This is a genomic window from Pseudomonas sp. GW456-12-10-14-LB2 (assembly GCF_002884345.1).
Taxonomy (GTDB): Bacteria; Pseudomonadota; Gammaproteobacteria; order Pseudomonadales; family Pseudomonadaceae; genus Aquipseudomonas; species Aquipseudomonas paraglycinae.
Genome location: NZ_POHV01000053.1, coordinates 13,400 through 35,643, shown reverse-complemented (window position 1 = coordinate 35,643; position 22,244 = coordinate 13,400). Strand labels below are relative to the sequence as shown.

The window sequence follows — 22,244 nt, the reverse complement described above, 5'->3', positions numbered from 1 at the left end:
CGCGCGGGGTTATCTGGGGTTGCCGGACATGCAGGCCGAGCGCTTCATCGACAGCCCGTTCGTGGCCGGTGATCGCTTGTACCGCACCGGCGATCTGGTGCGCTACCGGGCGGACGGCAACCTCGAATTCCTCGGCCGCAACGACTTCCAGATCAAGCTGCGTGGCCTGCGTCTGGAACCGGGGGAAATCGAAGCGCGGCTGATCGAGCACCCGGCGGTGCGTGAAGCGGTGGTGCTGGTGCGTGACGAGCGACTGGTGGCGTATTTCACCGTGCGCGAAGGCTTCGACGCGCCTCCCATCGAAACCTTGCGCGCCCATGTGCTTGAGCGTTTGCCGGAGTACATGGCGCCGGGCGCTTACGTGAAACTCGACGCATTGCCCCTGACCCCCAACGACAAGGTCGACCGTAAAGCCTTGCCGGCACCGGGGGCAGAGGCGGTGCTCAGTCGCCGCTACGAGGCGCCCGAGGGCGAAGTCGAAATCCGGCTGGCGCAGATCTGGGCCGAGGTGTTGCAACTGGAGCAGGTCGGGCGCAACGACCACTTCTTCGAACTCGGCGGGCATTCGTTGCTGGCGGTCAGCCTGGTGGCGCGCATGCGTCAGGCAGGGCTGCACGTCGATGCGCGAACGCTGTTCAGCCAGCCGACTCTGGCCGCGCTGGCGGCGCAAACCTCGGCGCAGGCAAAACAGCTGGAGGTGCCGCAAACCACCATTCCGACGCTCAACCGCAAACGCCGGCTCTGAGGCGACATCGGCGTCGATTCGCGGTTCCCGCGGATCGACGCCATGACTGCCCGGTCACGGGGCTTGTCCCTGCTTCCCATGTCAGACACCCAAGCCCCGATGTTTTAGCTTTTCCAGGCTGCGCGCCGCCGCACGGACTCGCCGCTGCGCGCTCCTTTTTCCCGAATTTACAGCAGGTTACCCCCATGCAATTTCGCGAGCTGATGGCTGTTATTTCCACCCATGCGATCCGCCTTCAACAGGACGATGAAGACCTGGTCATTCTGGGCAACGACGACGCGCTGGACGACGCGTTGTGGGACAGCCTCGCCAAACACAAGGCGCAGTTGCTGGAGCTGGTGGCGAGCCACGGCGGCGACTGGTCGAGCCCGGCGTTGCGCATCACCCCGGACATGCTGCCGCTGGTGCAACTGGATCAGCTGGCCATCGACCGCATCGTCGCCACCGTGCCGGGCGGTGTGGCGAACGTGCAGGACATTTATCCGCTGGCGCCATTGCAGGAGGGGCTGCTTTATCACCATCTCTCCGCGCCGGAGGGGGATCCCTATGTGTCGCAGGCGCGGTTCACGTTCGACAGTCGCGAACGGCTGGAGGCATTCACCGAAGCGTTGCGTCGGGTGATCGAGCGCCACGACATTTTGCGCACCTCCATCCTCTGGGAGCATCTGGACGATCCCGTGCAGGTGGTCTGGCGCGAAGCCCCGCTGGTCAGTGAGGAAGTCGATCTGAATGGTCGCGAGGACGTACTCGCGCAATTGCTGGCACGCCACGACCCGCAGTACTTTCGCCTCGACCTGCAACAGGCCCCGTTGCTGCGGCTGGTGTTCGCCGAGGATCCGGTCAACGACCGGGTGGTCGCATTGTTGCTGTTCCATCACATGATCATGGATCACGTCGCGCTCGATGTGGTACGCCGGGAAATTCAGGCTTACCTGTCAGGCCGCGATGCCGAAGTCGCGAGGGCGGTGCCGTTTCGCGACCACCTGGCGAGGGCACGTCTGGGGTCGGATGAGCAAGCGCACCAGGCATTTTTTCGCGAGATGCTCGGCGACATCGACGAGCCGACGCTGCCGGGTGGCTTGCATGATGTACAAGGTGACGGTCAGGGCATCGAGGAAGTCTCGTGCATGCTCGACAGCGATCTGAGCCAGCGCTTGCGTACCCAGGCGCGACAATCAGGCGTGAGCGTGGCGAGCCTGATGCACCTGGCCATGGCACGCGTGCTGGGGCAGTTGTGCGGGCGCTCGGCGGTGGTGTTCGGCACCGTTCTGCTGGGACGGATGAATGCGGCTGACGGTGTCGAGCAAGCATTGGGGATGTTCATCAATACGCTGCCTTTGCGGGTGGATGTCGGCGGGTCGAGCGTTCATGACGGCGTGCTGGCGACGCACCGACGCCTGACCGCGCTGCTCGCCCATGAGCAGGCGTCCCTGGCACTGGCCCAGCGTTGCAGCGCCGTTGCGGTGCCGACGCCGCTGTTCAGCGCCATGCTCAACTACCGCCACAGCAGCGTGGAGGAAGTCGCCGAGGTGATCGAGCTGTCGCCGGGGGTGCACGTGTTGGGTGCCCGCGAGCGCACCAACTACCCGCTGACGGTCAACATCGATGACCTCGGTCAGGACCTGCGCATCACGGTGCTGGCCGACGCGACGCTTGGCGCCTCCCGAATCGCCGGATACCTGCGCACGGCACTGGGCAGTCTTGTCGATGCGCTGCAGAACAACCCGCAAGCCGCATTGCACAGCCTGGACATACTGCCGCCCGCCGAGCGGGAGCACTGGCTGTATGGCGTTAACTCACCGAGGGCGACGTTTCCCGATACGCCTTTGATCCATCAGCAGTTCGAAGCGCATGCGCACACTCGGCCCGAGGCGGTCGCGTTGCTGTTCGAGGGGCGTACTTACAGCTATGGAGCACTCAACCGACAGGCCAACCAGGTGGCCCATCGTTTGCTCGCCCTTGGCATCCGTCCGGATGACCGGGTAGCGATCTGCGTCGAGCGCGGCCCGCAAATGATCGCCGGCCTGCTCGGCGTGCTCAAAGCGGGTGCCGGATATGTGCCGATCGATCCGGCTTATCCGCTGGAGCGCATCACCTTCACCCTGCAAGACAGTGCGCCGGTGGCGGTGCTGATGCAGGCAGCGACTCTGGATCGGATTGCCGGGCTCTCCGTGCCGCAGATCGATCTCGACGACCAAGGTTTGCAAAATGAACCGGAGTTCAATCCACAGATCCCGGACTTGAGTCCGGCGCATCTGGCCTACGTGATCTACACCTCTGGCTCCACCGGGCTGCCAAAAGGGGTGATGGTCGAGCACCGCAACGTGGCACGCCTGTTTGGCGCGACCCACGATTGGTTCCGGTTCAATGCGCAAGACGTCTGGGCGTTGTTCCACTCGTTTGCCTTTGATTTCTCGGTCTGGGAAATCTGGGGTGCGCTGGCGTACGGCGGACAGTTGCTGGTGGTGCCGCAACACATCAGCCGCTCGCCGGACGAGTGTTATGCGTTGCTCTGCCGCTCGGGCGTCACTGTACTCAACCAGACGCCAAGCGCGTTCCGGCAGTTGGTCGCCGCCCAGGGCCGCAGCCCGTTGCAGCATTCGCTGCGCGAGGTGATTTTTGGTGGTGAGGCGCTGGAGCCAGGATCGCTCAAACCCTGGTATGCGCGGGTCGGCAACGCCGGCACCCGGCTGGTGAACATGTACGGCATCACCGAAACCACGGTGCATGTGACCTACCGTCCGTTGGTGGCGGCAGACGCGCAACTGACTGCCAGCAGCCCGATCGGCGTGCGTATTCCCGACCTGCTGCTGTACGTCCTCGATGCCCGGCGAGAACCCGTGCCGGCCGGAGTGACCGGTGAGTTGTATGTGGGCGGCGCCGGGGTTGCCCGTGGTTACCTGAATCGTGAGGCGTTGACCGCCGAGCGCTTCATCGCCGACCCGTTCAGTGGGCATGCCCAAACGCGTTTGTACAAGACCGGTGATCTGGCACGCTGGACGGTGGAGGGCGAACTCGAATACCTGGGACGCAACGACGATCAGGTGAAAATCCGTGGTTTCCGTATCGAGCTTGGCGAAATCCAGGCACGTCTTGCAGCCTGCGACGGCGTGCGCGATGCGCTGGTGATCGCCCGCGAGGACAGCCCCGGCGACACGCGTCTGGTGGCCTACTGGCTGGCCGCCGAAGGTGTCGAACCGAGCGTTGCGCAATTGCGCGATCACCTGCTGGCATCGCTGGCCGAGCATATGGTGCCGGGTGCGTTCGTGCGCCTCGATGCCTTCCCGCTGACGGCCAACGGCAAACTCGATCGCCGGGCGTTGCCGCAGCCGGACAACGAAGCCTTCGCCCGGCGGGCGTTTGAAGCACCGCTCGGCGAAATCGAAACCCGCATCGCTGTGATCTGGCAGACCTTGCTCGGACTGGATCGGGTGGGCAGGCATGACAATTTCTTCGAACTGGGCGGGCATTCGCTGCTGGCGGTGAAGCTGATCGAGCGCATGCGCCAGCAAAACATGCAGTGCGACGTCCGTGTGCTGTTCGGCCAGCCAAGCGTGGCGGCACTCGCCGCGACGCTGGGAGGGGACGCCACGGTCAGCGTGCCGGCCAACCGCATCGAACCCGGTTGCACCCGCATCACCCCGGACATGCTGCCGCTGGCCACGCTGGATCAAGCGGCCATCGACCGTATCGTCGAGACCGTCGAGGGCGGTATCGACAACGTGCAGGACATCTATGCCCTGGCACCGTTGCAGTCGGGAATCCTCTATCACCATCTGGCCGTTGCCGACGGTGACCCGTACGTGCTGCAAGCGCAGTTCGCCTTCGACGGACTGGCGCAGATCAAGGCGTTCGTTCGCGCGTTGAACAGTGTCATCGCCCGGCACGACATCCTGCGAACCAGCGTGGTCAGGGAAAACCTCGAGGAGCCGGTGCAAGTGGTGTGGCGTGCGGCGCCGCTGGCACTGGAGCGGGTGGATGCCGATCCGCAGGACGGTGATGTGTTGCAGCAAATGCAGGCGCGTTTCGATCCGCGACACTATCGCCTGGACTTGCAGCGTGCGCCGTTGATGCGCTTCGCCTACACCGAAGACCCGTTGCAAAACCGCTGGGTCGGGATCCTGCTGTTGCATCACATCGTGCTCGATCACACCGCGCTTGAGATGTTGGTGGCCGAGATGAGCGACGCCCTTCACGGGCAAGTCGGCGCGCTGCCGCCCCCCGTGCAATACCGCAACTATGTCGCTCAGGCCCGTCTCGGTTCGAATGCCGAGGCACATGAAGCGTTCTTTCGCGAGATGCTCGGCGACATCGTCGAACCGACCCTGGCGTTCGGCCTGCGAGACGTACTCGGCGATGGCACAAACATCGTGGACAGCGAGCTGGCACTGGATGAGCGTCTTGCCACACGCCTGCGCAAACAGGCCCGCACGCTGGGCATCAGTGTTGCGAGTCTGGTGCATCAGGCCTGGGGTCAGGTACTTGCCCAGGTCTGCGGGCGCGAGGAGGTGGTATTCGGTACGGTGCTGCTGGGGCGCATGCAGGGGGGAGAGGGCGCCGATCGTTCGTTGGGCATGTTCATCAACACCCTGCCGCTGCGGGTCCATGTCGGGGCCACGGCGGTGGAGGCGGGTGTCAGGGCGACCCACGAGCGTCTGGCGCAGCTGCTGGTGCATGAGCAAGCGCCGCTGATACTGGCTCAACGTTGCAGTGGCGTGACGGGATCGGAACCGCTGTTCAATACCTTGCTCAACTATCGCCACAGCGCGCAGCAGACGGCGACGCCGGGATGGGAAGGCATCCGGATTCTCGATTCTCGTGAGCGCAGCAACTATCCGCTGGTGGTCAGCGTCGATGACCTTGGACAGGGCTTCCGGCTTGCTGTGCAGGCAGTGCCCGAAGTGGATGGCATGCGGGTCTGCGACTACCTGCAAACGGCATTGCACAATTTGCTGAGCGCGCTGGAACAGGATCGCCATGCGCCAATGAATCAGGTGTCGATTCTGTCGGCGGCCGAACGCCAACGCGTGCTGGTCGGTTTCAATGTCACCGGTCGCGACTTTGCCCACGGCCATGTGGTGCACCAATTGTTTGAAGCGCGAGCGGCGAGCCAACCCGACGCTGTGGCAGTGGTGCAGGGCGGGCAAAGCCTGAGCTACGACGGCTTGAACCGCCGCGCCAACCGCCTGGCCCATCACTTGATCGGCCTCGGTGTGCAACCGGACGATCGCGTTGCGCTCTGCGTGCAGCGTGGTCCGCAGATGCTGATCGGGCTGCTGGCGATCCTCAAGGCTGGTGCCGGTTATGTTCCGGTCGATCCGGCACATCCGGCAGAACGGATCACTTATCTGTTGCAGGACAGCGATCCGGTGGCGGTGCTGGCACAGACGGCCACTCGCGACCTGCTGGGTGCCGTGCCGGTGATCAATCTTGACAGCGACGCCTGGCAGCACCTGCCGGACAGCAATCCACAGTTGCCGGAACTGACCCCGGCACATCTGGCCTACGTGATCTACACCTCGGGCTCCACCGGCCAGCCGAAAGGCGTGATGGTCGAGCACGCGACCCTGGAAAACCTTGTCCACTGGCACACCGAAGCCTTTGACCTGCACGCCGGCAGCCACACCGCCAGCGTGGCCGGTTTCGGTTTTGATGCGATGGCCTGGGAAGTCTGGCCGGCGTTGTGCGTCGGCGCGACGTTGCACCTGCCGCCGGAAACGGTGAGCAATGAGCACCTGGACGGACTGCTCGACTGGTGGCGGGCGCAGCCGTTGCAGGTGAGTTTCCTGCCGACACCGGTAGCCGAATATGCGTTCAGCCGCGAACTGCAACATCCGACCCTGCGTACCTTGCTGATTGGTGGCGACAAGCTGCGGCAGTTCAATCGTGAGCAGAGCTTTGCGGTGATCAACAACTATGGCCCGACTGAAGCCACGGTGGTCGCCACCTCCGGCCCTGTAGACGTCGGGCAAACGCTGCACATCGGCCGGCCGATTGCCAACGCCAAGGTCTATTTGCTGGATGAGCAGCAACGCCCCGTGCCAGTAGGTGTGACGGGGGAGTTGTACGTCGCCGGCGCCGGTGTCGCACGGGGTTACCTGAACCGTCCCGATCTGACTGCCGAACGCTTCCTGAATGATCCGTTCAACGAAGGGCGCATGTACCGCACCGGCGACCTTGCGCGCTGGCTGGTGGACGGCAACATCGAGTACCTGGGCCGTAACGACGATCAGGTGAAACTGCGCGGCGTGCGGGTTGAACTGGGGGAAATCGAAGCGGCGCTGGCCAGCCATCCGGCAGTGCAGGACGCAGTGGCACTGGTGCGCGACGGCCAGTTGCTGGTGTGGTTCACCGAACGTGCGTCTGCCGATATCGAAGCCTTGCGCAATCATCTGCAAACCCGTTTGCCGCAAGCATTGATCCCGGCGGCTTACGTGCGACTCGACACCTTGCCGCTGACCGCCAACGGCAAACTCGACCGCAAAGCCTTGCCGGAGCCGGATCAGAACGCCTGGCTCAGCCGCGAATACGAGGCCCCGCAAGGTCCGGTGGAGACTGCGTTGGCACAGATCTGGACCGATGTCCTGAAGCTGGAGCAGGTCGGACGTCACGACAACTTCTTCGAACTGGGCGGCCACTCGTTGCTGGCCGTGAGCCTGATCGAACGCTTGCGCCAGATCGGCCTCAACACCGACGTGCGCGTGCTGTTCAGCCAGCCGACTCTGGCTGCATTGGCTGCGGCAGTAGGGAGCGGTCGCGAAATCGAAGTGCCGGCCAATCGCATTCCTGCCGACTGCACCCGCATCACTCCGGAGTTGCTGAGCCTGACCGAGCTGGATCAGCCGAGCATCGACCGGATCGTTGCCACGGTGCCCGGCGGCGCCGCCAACGTGCAGGACATTTATCCGCTGGCGCCGTTGCAGGAAGGCATTCTTTACCATCACCTGAGCGCCGCCGAGGGCGATCCCTACTTATTACAGTCATGTCTGGCCTTTGCCAGCATCGAGCGCCTGCGCGCTTTTGCCAGCGCCTTGCAAAAGGTGATTGCGCGCCACGACATCCTGCGCACCAGTCTGGTTTGGGAAGGATTGCCGAGCCCGCAGCAAGTGGTATGGCGAGAGGCCGCGCTGGCGGTGCAATCAGTCGATTTGAGTCCGCTGGATGGCGATATCCTCGATCAGTTGCGCGCACGCTTCGATGCCCGGGATTATCGCCTCGACCTCGGTCAGGCACCGCTGATCCGTCTGGTGTATGCCGAAGATCCGCTGCATGACCGTGTGGCAGGCGTGCTGTTGTTTCATCACGTCGTGCTGGATCACACCGCGCTGGAGGTGGTTCGCCGGGAAATGCAGTTGTATCTGCCGGGGCAGGTTGAGTCTTTGCCGCCCGCCGCGCCCTACCGCAACTACGTCCATCAGGCCCGCCAAGGCATCAGCGAGGACGAACACGAAAGCTTCTTTCGCGAGATGCTCGGTGATATTGACGAGCCGACCCTGCCATTCGGCTTGCAGGACGTACAGGGCGATGGCCGCAACATCGAGGAGCATTCGCTGGCGCTGCCAGTGGAATTGAATCGGCACCTGCGCCGCCAGGCGCGGCAATACGGGGTCAGCGTCGCGAGCCTGTTTCATCTCGCCTGGGCGCGGGTGCTGGCGGCGACTTCCGGACGCCGGGACGTGGTGTTCGGCACCGTGCTGCTGGGGCGCATGCAAGGCGGCGAGGGCGCGGATCGGGCTTTGGGGATGTTCATCAACACCTTGCCGCTGCGCGTGGAAGTTGACGGGCAGAGTGTGAGTGAAGCGGTTCGCACGGTTCATGAGCGGTTGGCGGCTTTGCTGGGACATGAGCATGCGTCGCTGGCACTGGCTCAGCGTTGCAGCGCCGTGGCCGCGCCTTTGCCGCTGTTCAGCGCGGTACTCAACTATCGGCATGGCGGCCACGACGCTGCGCGAGTGCCTGTTGATCCGGTCTGGCAAGGCATCGAATTCCTGGCCCAGGACGGGCGCACGAATTATCCGTTGACCCTGAGCATCAACGACCGGGGTGATGGCTTCAATCTGTCGGCACTGACCCCGGATCATGTGGGGGCGCAGCGGGTCTGCGAGCTGATGCACACCGCTCTCACGGAGCTGGCGACAGCGTTGGCCGACAACCCCGGACAGGCCTTTGAACGTCTCAACGTGCTGTCAGCGGCGGCGCGCGCGCAGCTGCTTGGCGACTTCAACGCGAGCACGTCGGTTTACCCGTCAGCGCAAGGTGTTCATCGTCTGTTCGAAGCGCAGGTTGCGCGCACGCCGGAGGCCGTGGCGGTTCAGGCCGGCACGCAGCGCCTGACGTTCAGGCAATTGAACCAGCGCGCCAATCGCCTGGCCCATCATCTGCAGGGGATGGGTGTTACCACCGATACGCGAGTGGCGATCTGTCTCAAACGCAGCCCGGACATGCTGGTCGGTTTGCTGGCGATCCTCAAGGCCGGCGCCGCCTATGTATCGGTCGACCCGGCTTATCCACCCGAGCGAATCGCTTACATGCTGGCCGACAGTGCGCCGAGGGTGTTACTGGTTCGCGATGTAGCTTTGCCGAATCAGGCTGGCGTACCTGTGATTGATCTTGCCCATGAGACCTGGCAAGACCTGTCGGTTGCTGATCCGCAGGTCGCCGATTTTACGCCGGACAACCTGGCCTACGTGATCTACACCTCGGGCTCCACTGGCCAGCCAAAAGGCGTGATGGTCGAACACGCGACCCTGGAAAACCTTGTGCACTGGCACACCGAAACCTTTGACCTGCACGCCGGCAGCCACACCGCCAGCGTGGCCGGGTTCGGTTTCGATGCGATGGCTTGGGAAGTCTGGCCTGCGCTTTGCGTCGGTGCGACGTTGCACTTGCCGCCGGAATCGGTGAGCAACGAGCATCTGGACGAACTGCTTGACTGGTGGCGGGCGCAGCCGTTGCAGGTCAGTTTCCTGCCAACTCCAGTGGCCGAATATGCGTTCAGCCGCGAACTGCAACATCCGACCCTGCGCACGTTGCTGATCGGCGGCGACAAGCTGCGTCAGTTCAATCGCGAGCAGACCTTCTCGGTGATCAACAACTACGGCCCGACCGAGGCTACGGTGGTCGCCACGTCCGGGCCGGTCGAAGTCGGCCAACCGCTGCACATCGGCCGGCCGATGGCCAACGCCCGAATCTATCTGCTCGATGACCAGCAACGTCCGGTGCCAGTAGGTGTCACGGGCGAGTTGTACGTCGCCGGCGCTGGGGTGGCGCGGGGTTATCTGAACCGTCCCGATCTGACCGCCGAACGCTTCCTGAATGATCCGTTCAACGAAGGACGCATGTACCGAACCGGCGACCTCGCACGCTGGCTGGCGGACGGCAACATCGAGTACCTGGGCCGCAACGACGATCAGGTGAAACTGCGCGGCGTGCGGGTTGAACTGGGGGAAATCGAAGCCGCCCTGAGTACCCATCCGGCAGTGCAGGACGCAGTAGCGCTGGTGCGCGACGGGCAGTTGCTGGTGTGGTTCACCGAGCGAGCGCCGACTGATATCGAAGCTCTGCGCAATCATCTGCAAACCCGGTTGCCGCAAGCGCTGATCCCGGCGGCTTATGTGCGACTCGACACTTTGCCGCTGACCGCCAACGGCAAACTCGACCGCAAGGCTTTGCCGGAGCCGGATCAAAGCGCATGGCTCAGCCGTGAATACGAGGCCCCGCAAGGCCCGGTGGAAACTACGCTGGCGCAGATTTGGGCCGATGTTCTGAAGCTGGAAAAAGTCGGTCGCCACGACAACTTCTTCGAACTGGGCGGCCACTCGCTGCTGGCCGTGAGCCTTATCGAACGCCTGCGCCAGATCGGCCTGAACACCGATGTGCGCGTGCTGTTCAGCCAACCAACGCTGGCTGCACTGGCCGCAGCGGTAGGCAGCGGTCGCGAAATCGAAGTGCCGGCCAATCGCATTCCTGCCGACTGCACCCGCATCACCCCGGATTTGCTGAGCCTGACTGAACTGGATCAGCCGAGCATCAACCGGATCGTGGCCAGCGTGCCGGGTGGCGCCGCCAACGTGCAGGACATTTATCCGCTGGCGCCGTTGCAGGAAGGCATCCTTTATCACCACCTGAGTGCGGAGCAGGGCGACCCGTACTTGCTGCAATCGTGGCTGGCTTTCGACAGCCTCGAGCGGCTCGACAGCTTCGCGGCGGCGCTGCGCAAGGTCATTGCACGCCACGACATCCTGCGCACGGCGGTGATCTGGCAGAAACTGGCCGAGCCGATGCAAGTGGTATGGCGTCACGTCGAGTTACCGGTGCAGGAGATCCTGTTCGACCCGGCGGATGGCGACGTTCTTGAGCAGTTGCACGAGCATTTCGATGCCCGTCACTACCGCCTCGACATCAGCCAGGCACCGTTGCTGCGTCTGGTGTATGCCCGTGATCCGGCCCACGACCGGGTGGTCGCGATGTTGCTGTTCCACCATGTGGTGATGGATCACACTGCGCTGGACGTGGTGCAGCACGAAATGCTCGCCTGCCTGCAAAGGCGCGAAGCCTCGCTGGGCGCGGCGGTGCCTTACCGCAACTACGTAGCGCAGGCGCGGCTGGGTGTCAGCGAGCAGGAGCACGAGGCGTTCTTTCGCGACATGCTCGGCGACATCGACGAGCCGACCCTGCCGTTCGGTTTGCAGGATGTGCAAGGTGACGGTAGCGATATCGAGGAAACGCGACAGGCCCTGACCGAAGCGACCAGCCAGCGTCTGCGCAGCCTCGCACGGCAACTGGGCATCAGCGTGGCCAGCCTGTTCCACCTCGCGTGGGCACAGGTGCTGGCCGCGACATCCGGGCAGGATCGTGTTGTATTCGGCACGGTGCTGATGGGCCGGATGCAGGGCGGCGAGGGTGCCGACCGGGCGTTGGGGATGTTCATCAACACCTTGCCGCTGCGGGTCGATCTGGGGGCAGCCCCGGTGCGCGAAGGAGCTCGGGCGACGCATGCGCGGCTCAGTGCGCTGCTTGGCCATGAACACGCGTCACTGGCGCTGGCCCAGCGTTGCAGCGGCGTGGCCGCGCCGTCGCCGCTGTTCAGTTCGATGCTCAACTACCGGCACAGCGCCGACGAGGCGCAACAGCAAAACCGGCGTCAGGCCTGGCAGGGCATCGAGACCCTGAGCAGCGAAGAGCGCACCAACTATCCGCTGAGTCTGGGCGTCGATGATCTGGGCAGCGGCTTTGTGCTCACCGCCATGACCCCGGCGAGCATTGGTTCGCAGCGGATCTGCGACTACATGCAGACGGCGCTGGAGACACTGGCGGAGGCTCTGGAGCAGGCACCGGATCAGCCGCTGAACCGCTTGCCGATCCTTGAAGGCGCAGAACGTCAGCATGTCGTTTACGACCTCAACGTCACCGGCACCGCAGACAACCTGGAGCACACCGTTCACGGGCTGTTCGAGGCGCAAGTGCAGCGTACGCCGCAAGCCATCGCGTTGCAGGCCGGTAAGCAGCGGCTGACCTACGCCGAACTCAACGCACAGGCCAACCGTCTGGCCCATCACCTGCGCGAGTTGGGCGTGGGGCCGGATTCGCGGGTGGCAATCTGTGTCGAGCGCGGGCTGGAGCTGATGGTCGGTCTGCTCGGCATTCTCAAGGCCGGCGGAGCCTATGTGCCGCTGGATCCGGCGTACCCGGCGGAACGTCTGGATTACATGCTCAAGGACAGCGCGCCGATAGCGGTGCTGGTGCACGGGGCGACGCGTGAGTTGCTGGGCGAGAGCACCGCGCTGGTGATCGATCTGGATCAGGATCACTGGACATTCAACCCGGAGGACAACCCGCAAGTACCGAAACTGAGCGCTTCGAACCTGGCCTACGTGATTTACACCTCCGGTTCGACCGGTGCGCCGAAAGGCGTGATGGTCGAGCATCGTGGCGTCGGCAATTTGTTGCACTGGAGTTCGCAGCTATGTCCCGCCGTGACGGACGGCGCCCTGTTGCAGAAGACCCCGTTCAGTTTCGACGCCTCGGTCTGGGAGCTGTTCTGGCCGCTGAGCGCCGGGTTGCGTCTGGTGCTGGCGCGTCCTGACGGGCACCGCGAGCCGGCGTATCTGGCGCAGGTGATTCGCGAGCAGCGGATCAGCGTGATCCAGTTCGTGCCGGTGCTGTTGCAACAGTTCCTCGAACAGAACGAGGTCAGCCAGTGCAGCAGCCTGACCGACGTGTTCTGTGGCGGCGGCGACCTGACGCCGGCGCTGGCGCGTCTGGTACGTGAGCGTTTACCGCAGGTGCGTTTGCACAACGTTTACGGCCCAACCGAAGCCACGGTCGACAGCACGGTGTGGACGCTGGAACCGTCGATGCCGGTGCCGGACAGCGCGTTGCCGATCGGACGGCCGATCAACAACACCCGCCTGTATGTCCTCGATGCCGCCAAGCGGCCGGTGCCGATGGGCGTGATCGGTCAGTTGTTCATTGGCGGTGCCGGGGTTGCGCGGGGTTACCTGGGGTTGCCGCAGTTGATGGCCGAACGGTTTATCCCGAGCCCATTCATGGATGGCGACCGTTTGTATGCCACCGGCGACCGGGTGCGCTATCGCACCGATGGGCAGCTCGAATTCATCGGGCGCAACGACTTCCAGGTCAAGCTGCGTGGCCTGCGCCTGGAACCGGGTGAGATCGAAGCGCAACTGCTCAGCCATCCAGCGCTGCGCGAAGCCGTGGTGATGGTGCGTGAGGAGCGTCTGGTGGCGTACTTCACCTGGCGTGCCGACGCCGGGCAACCGGGGATCGAGGCGTTGCGCGAACACTTGCTGGCACGCTTGCCCGATTACATGGTGCCGTCGGCATTCGTCGCGCTCGACAGCCTGCCGCTGAGCCCCAACGGCAAGGTCGATCGCAAGGCGCTGCCTGCACCGGATTCGGCTGCGGTCAGCATTCGCGAATACGAAGCGCCGGTCGGCGAGATGGAAGTCCTCCTTGCGCGCCTGTGGTGCGAATTGCTCAAGGTCGAGCGCGTCGGACGGCAAGACCATTTCTTTGAGCTGGGTGGGCATTCGTTGCTGGCGGTCAGTCTGATCGGGCGCCTGCAACAGGCAGGTATCGAAGCCGATGTGCGGACGTTGTTCGAGCAACCGACCCTGGCTGGTTACGCGGCTATCACGGAAAGAATGGAGATCGTCCTGTGAACCTGAATGAACTGTTGGCGACGCTGAAGACAAAAGACATCCAGTTGGCAATCACGGACGGGCAATTACGGGTCAATGGCAACAAGCAGGCCCTGAGTGAACCGGCCTTGCTGGCCGCATTGCGCGAGCACAAACCGGCATTGATCGAGCTGATCGAGGCGGGCGTTTACTCGCCCGCACGGGAGGGACAGGTTGAAGTGCCGGTCAATGCAATTTCACCGGGCACGATACGGATAACTCCGGCGATGCTGACGCTGGTTGACCTGAGCCAGGACACCCTCGATCAAATTGTCGCGCACATCCCTGGCGGCGGCGCCAATGTCCAGGACATCTATCCGCTGACGCCGTTGCAGGAGGGCATCCTCTACCACCACGCGAGCGCTGCACAGGGTGATCCGTATGTGATGCAGGCGAAATTCGCGTTCAGCGGACTCGAGCGGTTCGAGGCATTCGTCCAGGCCCTGCAGACCGTCATCGAGCGCCACGACATTCTGCGCACCGCCATCGTTTGGGAAGGACTGGACACGCCGGTGCAAGTGGTCCTGCGACGTGTCGGGTTACCTGTGGAAGAAGTGCAGCTCGATGTGGCTCAAGGCGATGTTCTGGAGCAGTTGCATGCGCGATTCGACGCCCGGCATTTCCGTCTCGACGTGACACGTGCACCGCTATTGCGCCTGGCCCATGCCTGGAATGCAGAGTCCGGGCGTATTGTCGCGATATTGCTGTTTCACCACATGGCAATGGACCACTCGGCGCTCGCTGTGGTCAGCGAGGAAATGCAGGCTTGCCTGTCAGGGCAGAGCGCGAGACTGGGAGCGCCCGTACCGTTTCGCAATTATGTCGCCCAGGCGCGGCTAGGCATCAGCGAGTCGGAGCACGAGGCGTTTTTCCGCGAGATGCTTGGTGACATCGACGAGCCGACGTTGCCGTTCGGCCTGCAAGGCGTACATGGCGACGGCAGCGACATCGAAGAGTGCGGTGTGCCACTTGACCCGTTGCTGGGGCAGCGCCTGCGAGCCAGTGCCCGGTCGCTCGGCGTGAGTGTCGCGAGTCTGTTCCATCTCGGCTGGGGGCAGGTCCTCAACGCACTCACCGGAAAATCTGCTGTTGTGTTCGGTACCGTGCTGATGGGGCGGATGCAAGGGGCGGAGTCGACCGACCGCGCGCTGGGTATTTTCATCAACACCTTGCCGCTACGGGTCGAGGTCAGCGCGCTGGCAACAAGCGACTCGGTGAAGGCCACCCATGCACGTCTGACCCGTCTGATGCGCCATGAGCACGCCCCGCTGGTGCTGGCCCAGCGTTGCAGCGGGGTGGTCGGGTCATCGCCGCTGTTCAGTTCGCTGCTCAACTACCGGCACAGCACCTCGAGTGCCAATGCCAGTGCCGAAGCGCTCTCGGCCTGGGAGGGGATCAGCGTCCTGCATGCGGAGGAACGCACCAATTACCCGCTGACCTTGAGCATCGATGACTTTGGCGATCACTTCAGCCTGACGCTGCTGGCCACCCGTGAAGTCGAGGCGCAGCGCATCTGCGGCTATATGGTGTGTGCCATGGAAAACCTGTTGCAGACACTGGAGCAAGCTGCGGATACGCCGTTGAGCCAACTGTCGGTTCTGCCCGCCCCGGAGCGCGAACAGCTGTTGACGGGGTTCAACGCCAGCAATGTCGAATACGTACGCGGACAGACGATTCATCAACGCTTCGAGGCGCAGGTCGTCGCGCGACCGCAAGCGCTGGCGGCGGTGCATCTGGACAAGCAACTGACGTTTGACGAACTGAACCGCCAGGCCAACCGTCTGGCGCATCGCTTGATCGATCTGGGTGTGCAGCCGGATGACCGGGTCGCAGTCGTCGCCCGGCGAGGGCTGGATACCCTGGCCGGATTGCTCGCCGTCCTCAAGGCAGGCGCCGGGTATGTGCCGATCGACCCCGCGCACCCGGCCGAACGCCTGAACTATTTGCTGAGTGATTGCGCACCGGTGGCGATCCTGACCTCACGTGATTTGCTCGCACGGCTACCGGCGCAGGAGCTGCCGGTGCTTGATCTCGACCCGCGCACCTGGCGCTCAGGCAATGACGCAAACCCGGTGGTACCAGGTCTGTCCGAGGCGAACCTGGCTTACGTGATCTACACCTCCGGCTCCACCGGTTTGCCCAAGGGCGTGATGGTCGAACACCAGACACTGGCCAATCTGGTCGACTGGCACTGCAACGCCTTTGACCTGTGTGCCGGTCGCCATACGTCGAGTCTGGCCGGGTTCGGCTTCGACGCAATGGCATGGGAAGTCTGGCCAGCTCTGTGCGTCGGCGCGACCCTGCACCTGGCGCCCGCTCAGGATGGCGGCGAAGACGTCGACGGGCTGCTGGCCTGGTGGTGCGCGCAACCGCTGGATGTGAGTTTCCTGCCGACGCCCGTCGCCGAATACGCCTTCAGCCGGCATCTCGAGCACCCGACATTGCGCACCCTGTTGATCGGCGGCGACCGCTTGCGTCAGTTTTCGCGCAATCAGCATTTCGATGTGATCAACAACTATGGCCCGACCGAAGCCACCGTCGTTGCCACATCCGGACGGATTGAGGCGGGGGAGGCACTGCACATCGGTAAACCGGTGAGCAATACCTCGGTGTACCTGCTCGACGACCAACAGCGTCCGGTGCCGATCGGCGTATCCGGCGAGCTGTATATCGGTGGCGCAGGCGTGGCGCGCGGTTACTTGAACCGTGTGCAACTGACCGCTGAACGCTTTCTGCCGGACCCCTTCAGTGAGCGACCGAATGCGCGTATGTATCGCACTGGCGACCTTGCTCGCTGGCGCCCGGACGGGACGATCGAATATCTGGGGCGCAACGATGATCAAGTGAAAATCCGCGGCATGCGCATCGAATTGGGGGAAATCGAAAGCCGTCTGCATCAGCTTCCCGGCCTTCAGGAAGTGGTTGTCCTGGCTCGTGAAGACGAGCCAGGACAACCGCGGCTGGTGGCCTATTTCACCGAACAGGCCCAGGTGCAGCCACTGGCGGTAGCGCAGCTGCGCGAGCATTTGCTGGGCCAGTTGCCCGAATACATGGTGCCGGTCGCGTTTGTCAGGCTCGACAGCTTGCCGTTGACCGCCAATGGCAAGCTCGATCGCAAGGCCTTGCCGTTACCGGAGCGCACGGCCCTGCTCACACGCGAATACGAGGCGCCGCAAGGCGAACTGGAATGCACGCTGGCGCAGATCTGGGCCGAGGTTCTGCAGGTCGAACGGATAGGGCGTCAGGATCATTTCTTTGAGTTGGGCGGCCATTCGTTGCTGGCCATGCGCATGGTCGCGCAAGTGCGTCAACGGCTGGGTGTGGAGCTTGCGCTCGGCGAGTTGTTCGCCAATGCCGAACTGGCGTCGGTGGCGCAGTCGCTGACCCGGGCCGGACGCTCGACACAGCCGCCGATCCTGCCGGTGCCACGGGACGGCGCATTGCCGCTGTCGTTTTCCCAGCAGCGCTTCTGGTTTCTGGCGCAGATGGAAGGTGCCAACACGGCTTACAACATTCCGATCGGTCTGCGTCTGCGCGGTGTGCTCGACGCCGATGCGCTACAGCGGGCGCTGGCCCGGATTGTCGCTCGCCACGAAAGCCTGCGCAGCCGTTTCACGCCGTACAACGGCGAAGCCCAGGTGCTGATTACTCCGCCCAACAGCGGTGTGCTGCTGCGGGTCGAGGACCTGCGCCAGCACCCGCAGGCCGATGAAGCCTTGCAGGCGCTGATTCAGGGGGAAGCTTCCGGCCCGTTCGACTTGCAGGATGATCCGTTGATTCGCGGACGACTGGTGCGTATGGCCGACGATCACCATGTGTTGCTGATCACCTTGCATCACATCATCTCCGACGGTTGGTCGATGGAGGTGCTGACCCGCGAGCTGATGGCGCTGTATCAGGCTTTCAGTCAGGGATTGGCGGACCCTTTGCCGCCGCTGGCGTTGCAATACACCGACTATGCCGTCTGGCAGCGACGCTGGCTGAGCGGGGAGGTTTTGCAGCGCCAGAGCGAATATTGGCAACGCACGCTGGCCGATGCGCCAGCCTTGCTGACGTTGCCTGCCGACCGACCGCGACCACCGCAACAGGATTACGCCGGCAGCAGCGTCGAAGTGTGCCTGGACGAGCGCTTGAGCGCCGGCCTCAAAGCCTTGAGCCAGCGCCATGGCGTGACGCTGTACATGACGATGCTGAGCGCGTGGGCGATGCTGCTCAGCCGGTTGGCCGGGCAATCGGACGTGGTGGTCGGTTCGCCGGTGGCCAACCGTTTCCGGGCCGAAATCGACGGATTGATCGGGTTGTTCGTCAATACCCTGGCGTTACGCATTGATACTTCCGGTGAGTTGAGCACCGAAGCGCTGCTGGCGCGGGTCAAGGCGCTGACCCTGCAGGCCCAGGCCCATCAGGACCTGCCCTTCGAGCAAGTGGTGGAAATTGCCCGACCGGCCCGCAGCCTGGCCCACAGCCCGCTGTTCCAGACCATGTTCAACTGGCGCAACAGCGACGGGCCGGTATTGGCGCTGGGGGATCTGACCCTGGAAGCGGTGGCGGAGCCGAGTCACTTCGCCAAGTTCGACCTGACCCTGACCCTGGGTGAATCGCCCAACGGGATAAATGGCTGGATGGAGTACGCCACAGCGCTGTTCGATGAGGCGACGGCACGGCGTTATGTCGGTTATTTCCAGCGCTTGTTGCAGGCCATGGTCAACAACGACCAGGCAGTGCTGGAACACGCGCAGATAATCGAGGATCAGGAACGCACGCAGTTGCTCGACGAATTCAACGCCACCGCACCGGACTGTCCGCAAGTGCTTACCGTGCACCGGGTCTTCGAGATGCAGGCCGCCGAGCATCCGCAAACCGTTGCCGCGGTGCACGGGACGCAGGTGTTGAGTTACGCGGAACTGAACCGCAGCGCCAACGGCCTGGCGCATCATCTCATCGCTCAAGGTGTGCAGCCCGGCGATCATGTGGCGATTCTGTTGCCACGCTCGCTGGAGTTGTTGGTCGCGCAGTTGGCGATCATCAAGTGTGCGGCGGCCTATGTGCCGCTGGACATCAACGCACCCGCCGAGCGTCAGGCATTCATGGTGCAGGATTGTCAGGCGGTCGCGCTGTTGACCGGCAGCGATCAGGTCATCGAGTACCCGGTACGGCGAATGGATCTGGATACCCTGGCGCTTGCCGGGAGTCCTTCGCACAACCCGGATCTGCCTCAGTCCTCGGAGGCGCTGGCGTACATCATGTACACCTCGGGCTCCACGGGCACCCCGAAGGGGGTCATGGTGCCGCATCGCGGCATTACCCGCCTTGTGATCGACTGCGGCTACGCCGATTTCAACTCGAGTGACCGGGTGGCATTCGCTTCGAACCCGGCGTTCGATGCGAGCACAATGGATATCTGGGGCGCCTTGCTCAACGGTGGCCAGGTGGCCGTGATCGATCATGCGACCTTGCTCGACCCACAGGCATTCGGTAGGGAGCTTGACCGGTGCGGGGCGACGATCCTCTTCGTCACCACAGCGTTGTTCAATCAGTACGTGCAATTGATTCCCGAGGCGCTCAAAAGGCTGCGCATCCTGCTGTGCGGTGGGGAGCGTGGCGATCCGGCAGCGTTTCGAAAGCTGCTCGCCGAAGCACCGGACCTGCGCCTGGTGCATTGTTATGGCCCGACCGAAACCACGACGTACGCCACCACCTTCGAAGTGCGTGAGGTGGCGCCGGAAGCGGACAGCGTTTCGATTGGCGGCCCCATCGGCAATACCCGCGTGTATGTGCTGGATAACCGGCAACAACCGGTGCCGTTCGGCGTAACCGGTGAGTTGTACATCGGTGGTCAGGGGGTTGCGCTGGGCTATCTGAATCGGCCTCGACTGAGTGCCGAGAAATTCCTCCGGGATCCGTTCAGCGACAATCCGCAGGCCTTGATGTATCGCACGGGCGACCTGGTGCGCTGGCAGGCGCCGGGGCGACTGGAATGCATCGGCCGCAATGATGACCAGGTGAAGATTCGCGGCTTCCGCATTGAGCTCGGAGAAATCGAAAACCGCCTGTTGAGCTGTCCGGGGGTCAAGGAAGCGGTGGTTCTGGCCCGACGCGACGGACAGGAACCAACGCGGCTGGTGGCCTATTACACGGCGCACGATCCTGCATTGCAGGGCGCTACCCTCCGCGCGCTGCTGCAAGCCAGGTTACCGGAGTACATGGTGCCGACCGCCTGGGTGGCGCTGGAGAGCCTGCCGCTGAACAACAACGGCAAGGTCGATCGCAAAGCCTTGCCGGCGCCGACACACCAAGCGCTGGTCATACGTGACTATGAAGCGCCGGCCAATCCTCTTGAGGAATCACTGGCCGGGCTATGGGCTGAAGTGTTGCAAGTCGGGCGGGTAGGCCGCCATGACAACTTCTTCGAACTGGGCGGGCATTCGCTGCTGGCGGTGCGGCTTGTCGATCTGATGCAAAAGTCCGACAGGCCGATTTCGTTGGCCGAGCTGTTCCAGCATCCCACGGTCGAGGGGACTGCCACGCTGCTGTGCCAGCGCAGTGACGCTGTGCCGCTCCATGACGGCGTGGTCGTGGTGCGTGCAAGTGACCAAGGCACGCCGTTGTTCCTGGTGCATGAGTTCAGTGGTCGGGACCTGTATTTCCCGGCGCTGGGCCTGCATATCGGCGGCGAGTTCCCGATTTACGGCTTGCCGGGTATCGATCCCGGTATGGCGCAACTGCGCACCATGGAGTGCCTGGCGGCCCGGCTGGTCGAGGTGATCCGCGCCACACAACCCCACGGCCCTTATCGGCTTGCCGGCTGGTCGTTCGGTGGCGTGCTGGCTTATGAAATCGCGGCGCAACTGCTCGGGATGGACGAGTCAGTGGCGTTCGTCGGGCTGATCGACACCTACGTGCCGCGCCTGGCCGATCCGAACAAGGCGCAGTGGAACGATGCACATGTGCACAAGCGCCAACTGCTTTTGCATTGCACGGCGCATTGGGCCGGGCACGAAACACAGGGGCAGCAAGCATTGGCGCGTCTGGCGGTGTTGCAGACTGAACTTGAGCAGTGGGCGTTCGCCGATTTGTTCAACCATTGTCACGAACAGCAGTTGCTCAGACCCGAGCTGGCGGCTGTCTCGTCGGCGGATGCCTGGCATTACCTCGACCGGGAAGTGGCCCACGGGCATGCGTTGGCCCATTACCGGATCAACCCGATCGGTCTGCCGTTGCATCTGCTGCGTGCCAAGGAGCGTTCGGCGCAAATGTCACGACTCAGCGCCACGCGTGGTTGGGCTGAGGAGTTGCCAGGTGCGCAGCTGCACTGCATCGACGTACCGGGCGATCACCAGAGCATGATGAAAGCACCCCACGTTCAGGCATTGGGGCAGGCCCTGACTCAGGCGCTGGAAACGGCGACTGCGCCAGCGCCAACGGCCTATCAGCCGATCTTGACCATTCAGACCGGCCATACCGGGCATGCGCCGATTTTCTGTGTGCCGGGGGCTGGCGACAGTGTTACCGGGTTCATCCACCTGACCGAGGCGCTGGGGCCGGAGTGGCCGATTCATGGGTTGCAACCCCGAGGCCTCGACGGCGCGACGGTGCCGCACAGCCGGGTCGAAAGTGCCGCCACGTTCTACCTGCGGGCGCTTGAGCAGTTGTATCCGCAAGGGCCGGTGCATCTGATCGGGCATTCGTTCGGTGGCTGGGTGGCTTACGCCATGGCGGCGCAGTTGCAGGCGGCGGGGCGCGAGGTGGCGTCCCTGACCCTGATCGACAGTGAATCACCGGGCGGCAACAGCGTGGTGGGCAAGCCTTACACCACCACGGCAGCGCTGCTGAGACTGATCGAGTCGCTGCAATTGTCCAGCGGCAAGTCTCTGGGTATCGATGCGCTGGCCTTCGCCGAAGCCGACGACAGCACGCAAATGCGCCTGCTGCACGAGGGAATGGTGCGCGCCGGTGTGCTGTCCGAACGCGCGTCATTCGACGCGATGCAGGGCCCGGTGCGGACCTTCGCCACCGCGCTGCGCACGGTCTATCGGCCGGCTCTGGCCTACACCGGGCCGGTGCGTCTGGCGCTGGTAGACGACCCGACGCTGGACGCATCAGGCAACCAGCGCGAACAGGCGGCGATGCTCGAAGGCTGGCAGCGCGAGACCAGGGATCTGGCGGTGTGGTACGGCCCGGGCAACCACTTCACGATCCTCAAGGCGCCCAACGTCTTCAGTCTCGCGGCGTGGTGGCATGACGGGCTGACGGTGGCGGCGGGTCAAGTATTGTCCTGATTGAAGTCTTTATCCTGG

The 22,244-nt window shown here is 63.7% G+C and carries 3 protein-coding genes; all 3 read left to right on the top strand.

Going from position 1 to position 22,244, the window contains the following annotated elements; genetic code table 11:
• On the top strand, nt 1-745 hold a 745-nt coding region (locus C1X29_RS26095), incomplete at its 5' end, for a phosphopantetheine-binding protein (protein WP_146023271.1).
• Nucleotides 746-930: 185 nt separating this feature from the next.
• Nucleotides 931-13,929, top strand: a complete 12,999-nt coding sequence (locus C1X29_RS26090; protein WP_102718730.1) for a non-ribosomal peptide synthetase — start codon at nt 931-933, stop codon at nt 13,927-13,929.
• Nucleotides 13,926-22,226, top strand: coding sequence for a non-ribosomal peptide synthetase (locus C1X29_RS26085; RefSeq protein ID WP_102718729.1), 8,301 nt, complete (start codon nt 13,926-13,928; stop codon nt 22,224-22,226). The genes C1X29_RS26090 and C1X29_RS26085 overlap by 4 nt, the downstream gene beginning before the upstream one ends.
• The last annotated feature ends 18 nt before the right edge of the window (nt 22,227-22,244 follow it).

Excerpts from the sequence above, each read along its gene's own strand:
- C1X29_RS26090 (WP_102718730.1), top strand. The coding sequence starts at position 931 with ATGCAATTTCGCGAGCTGATGGCTGTTATTTCCACCCATGCGATCCGC.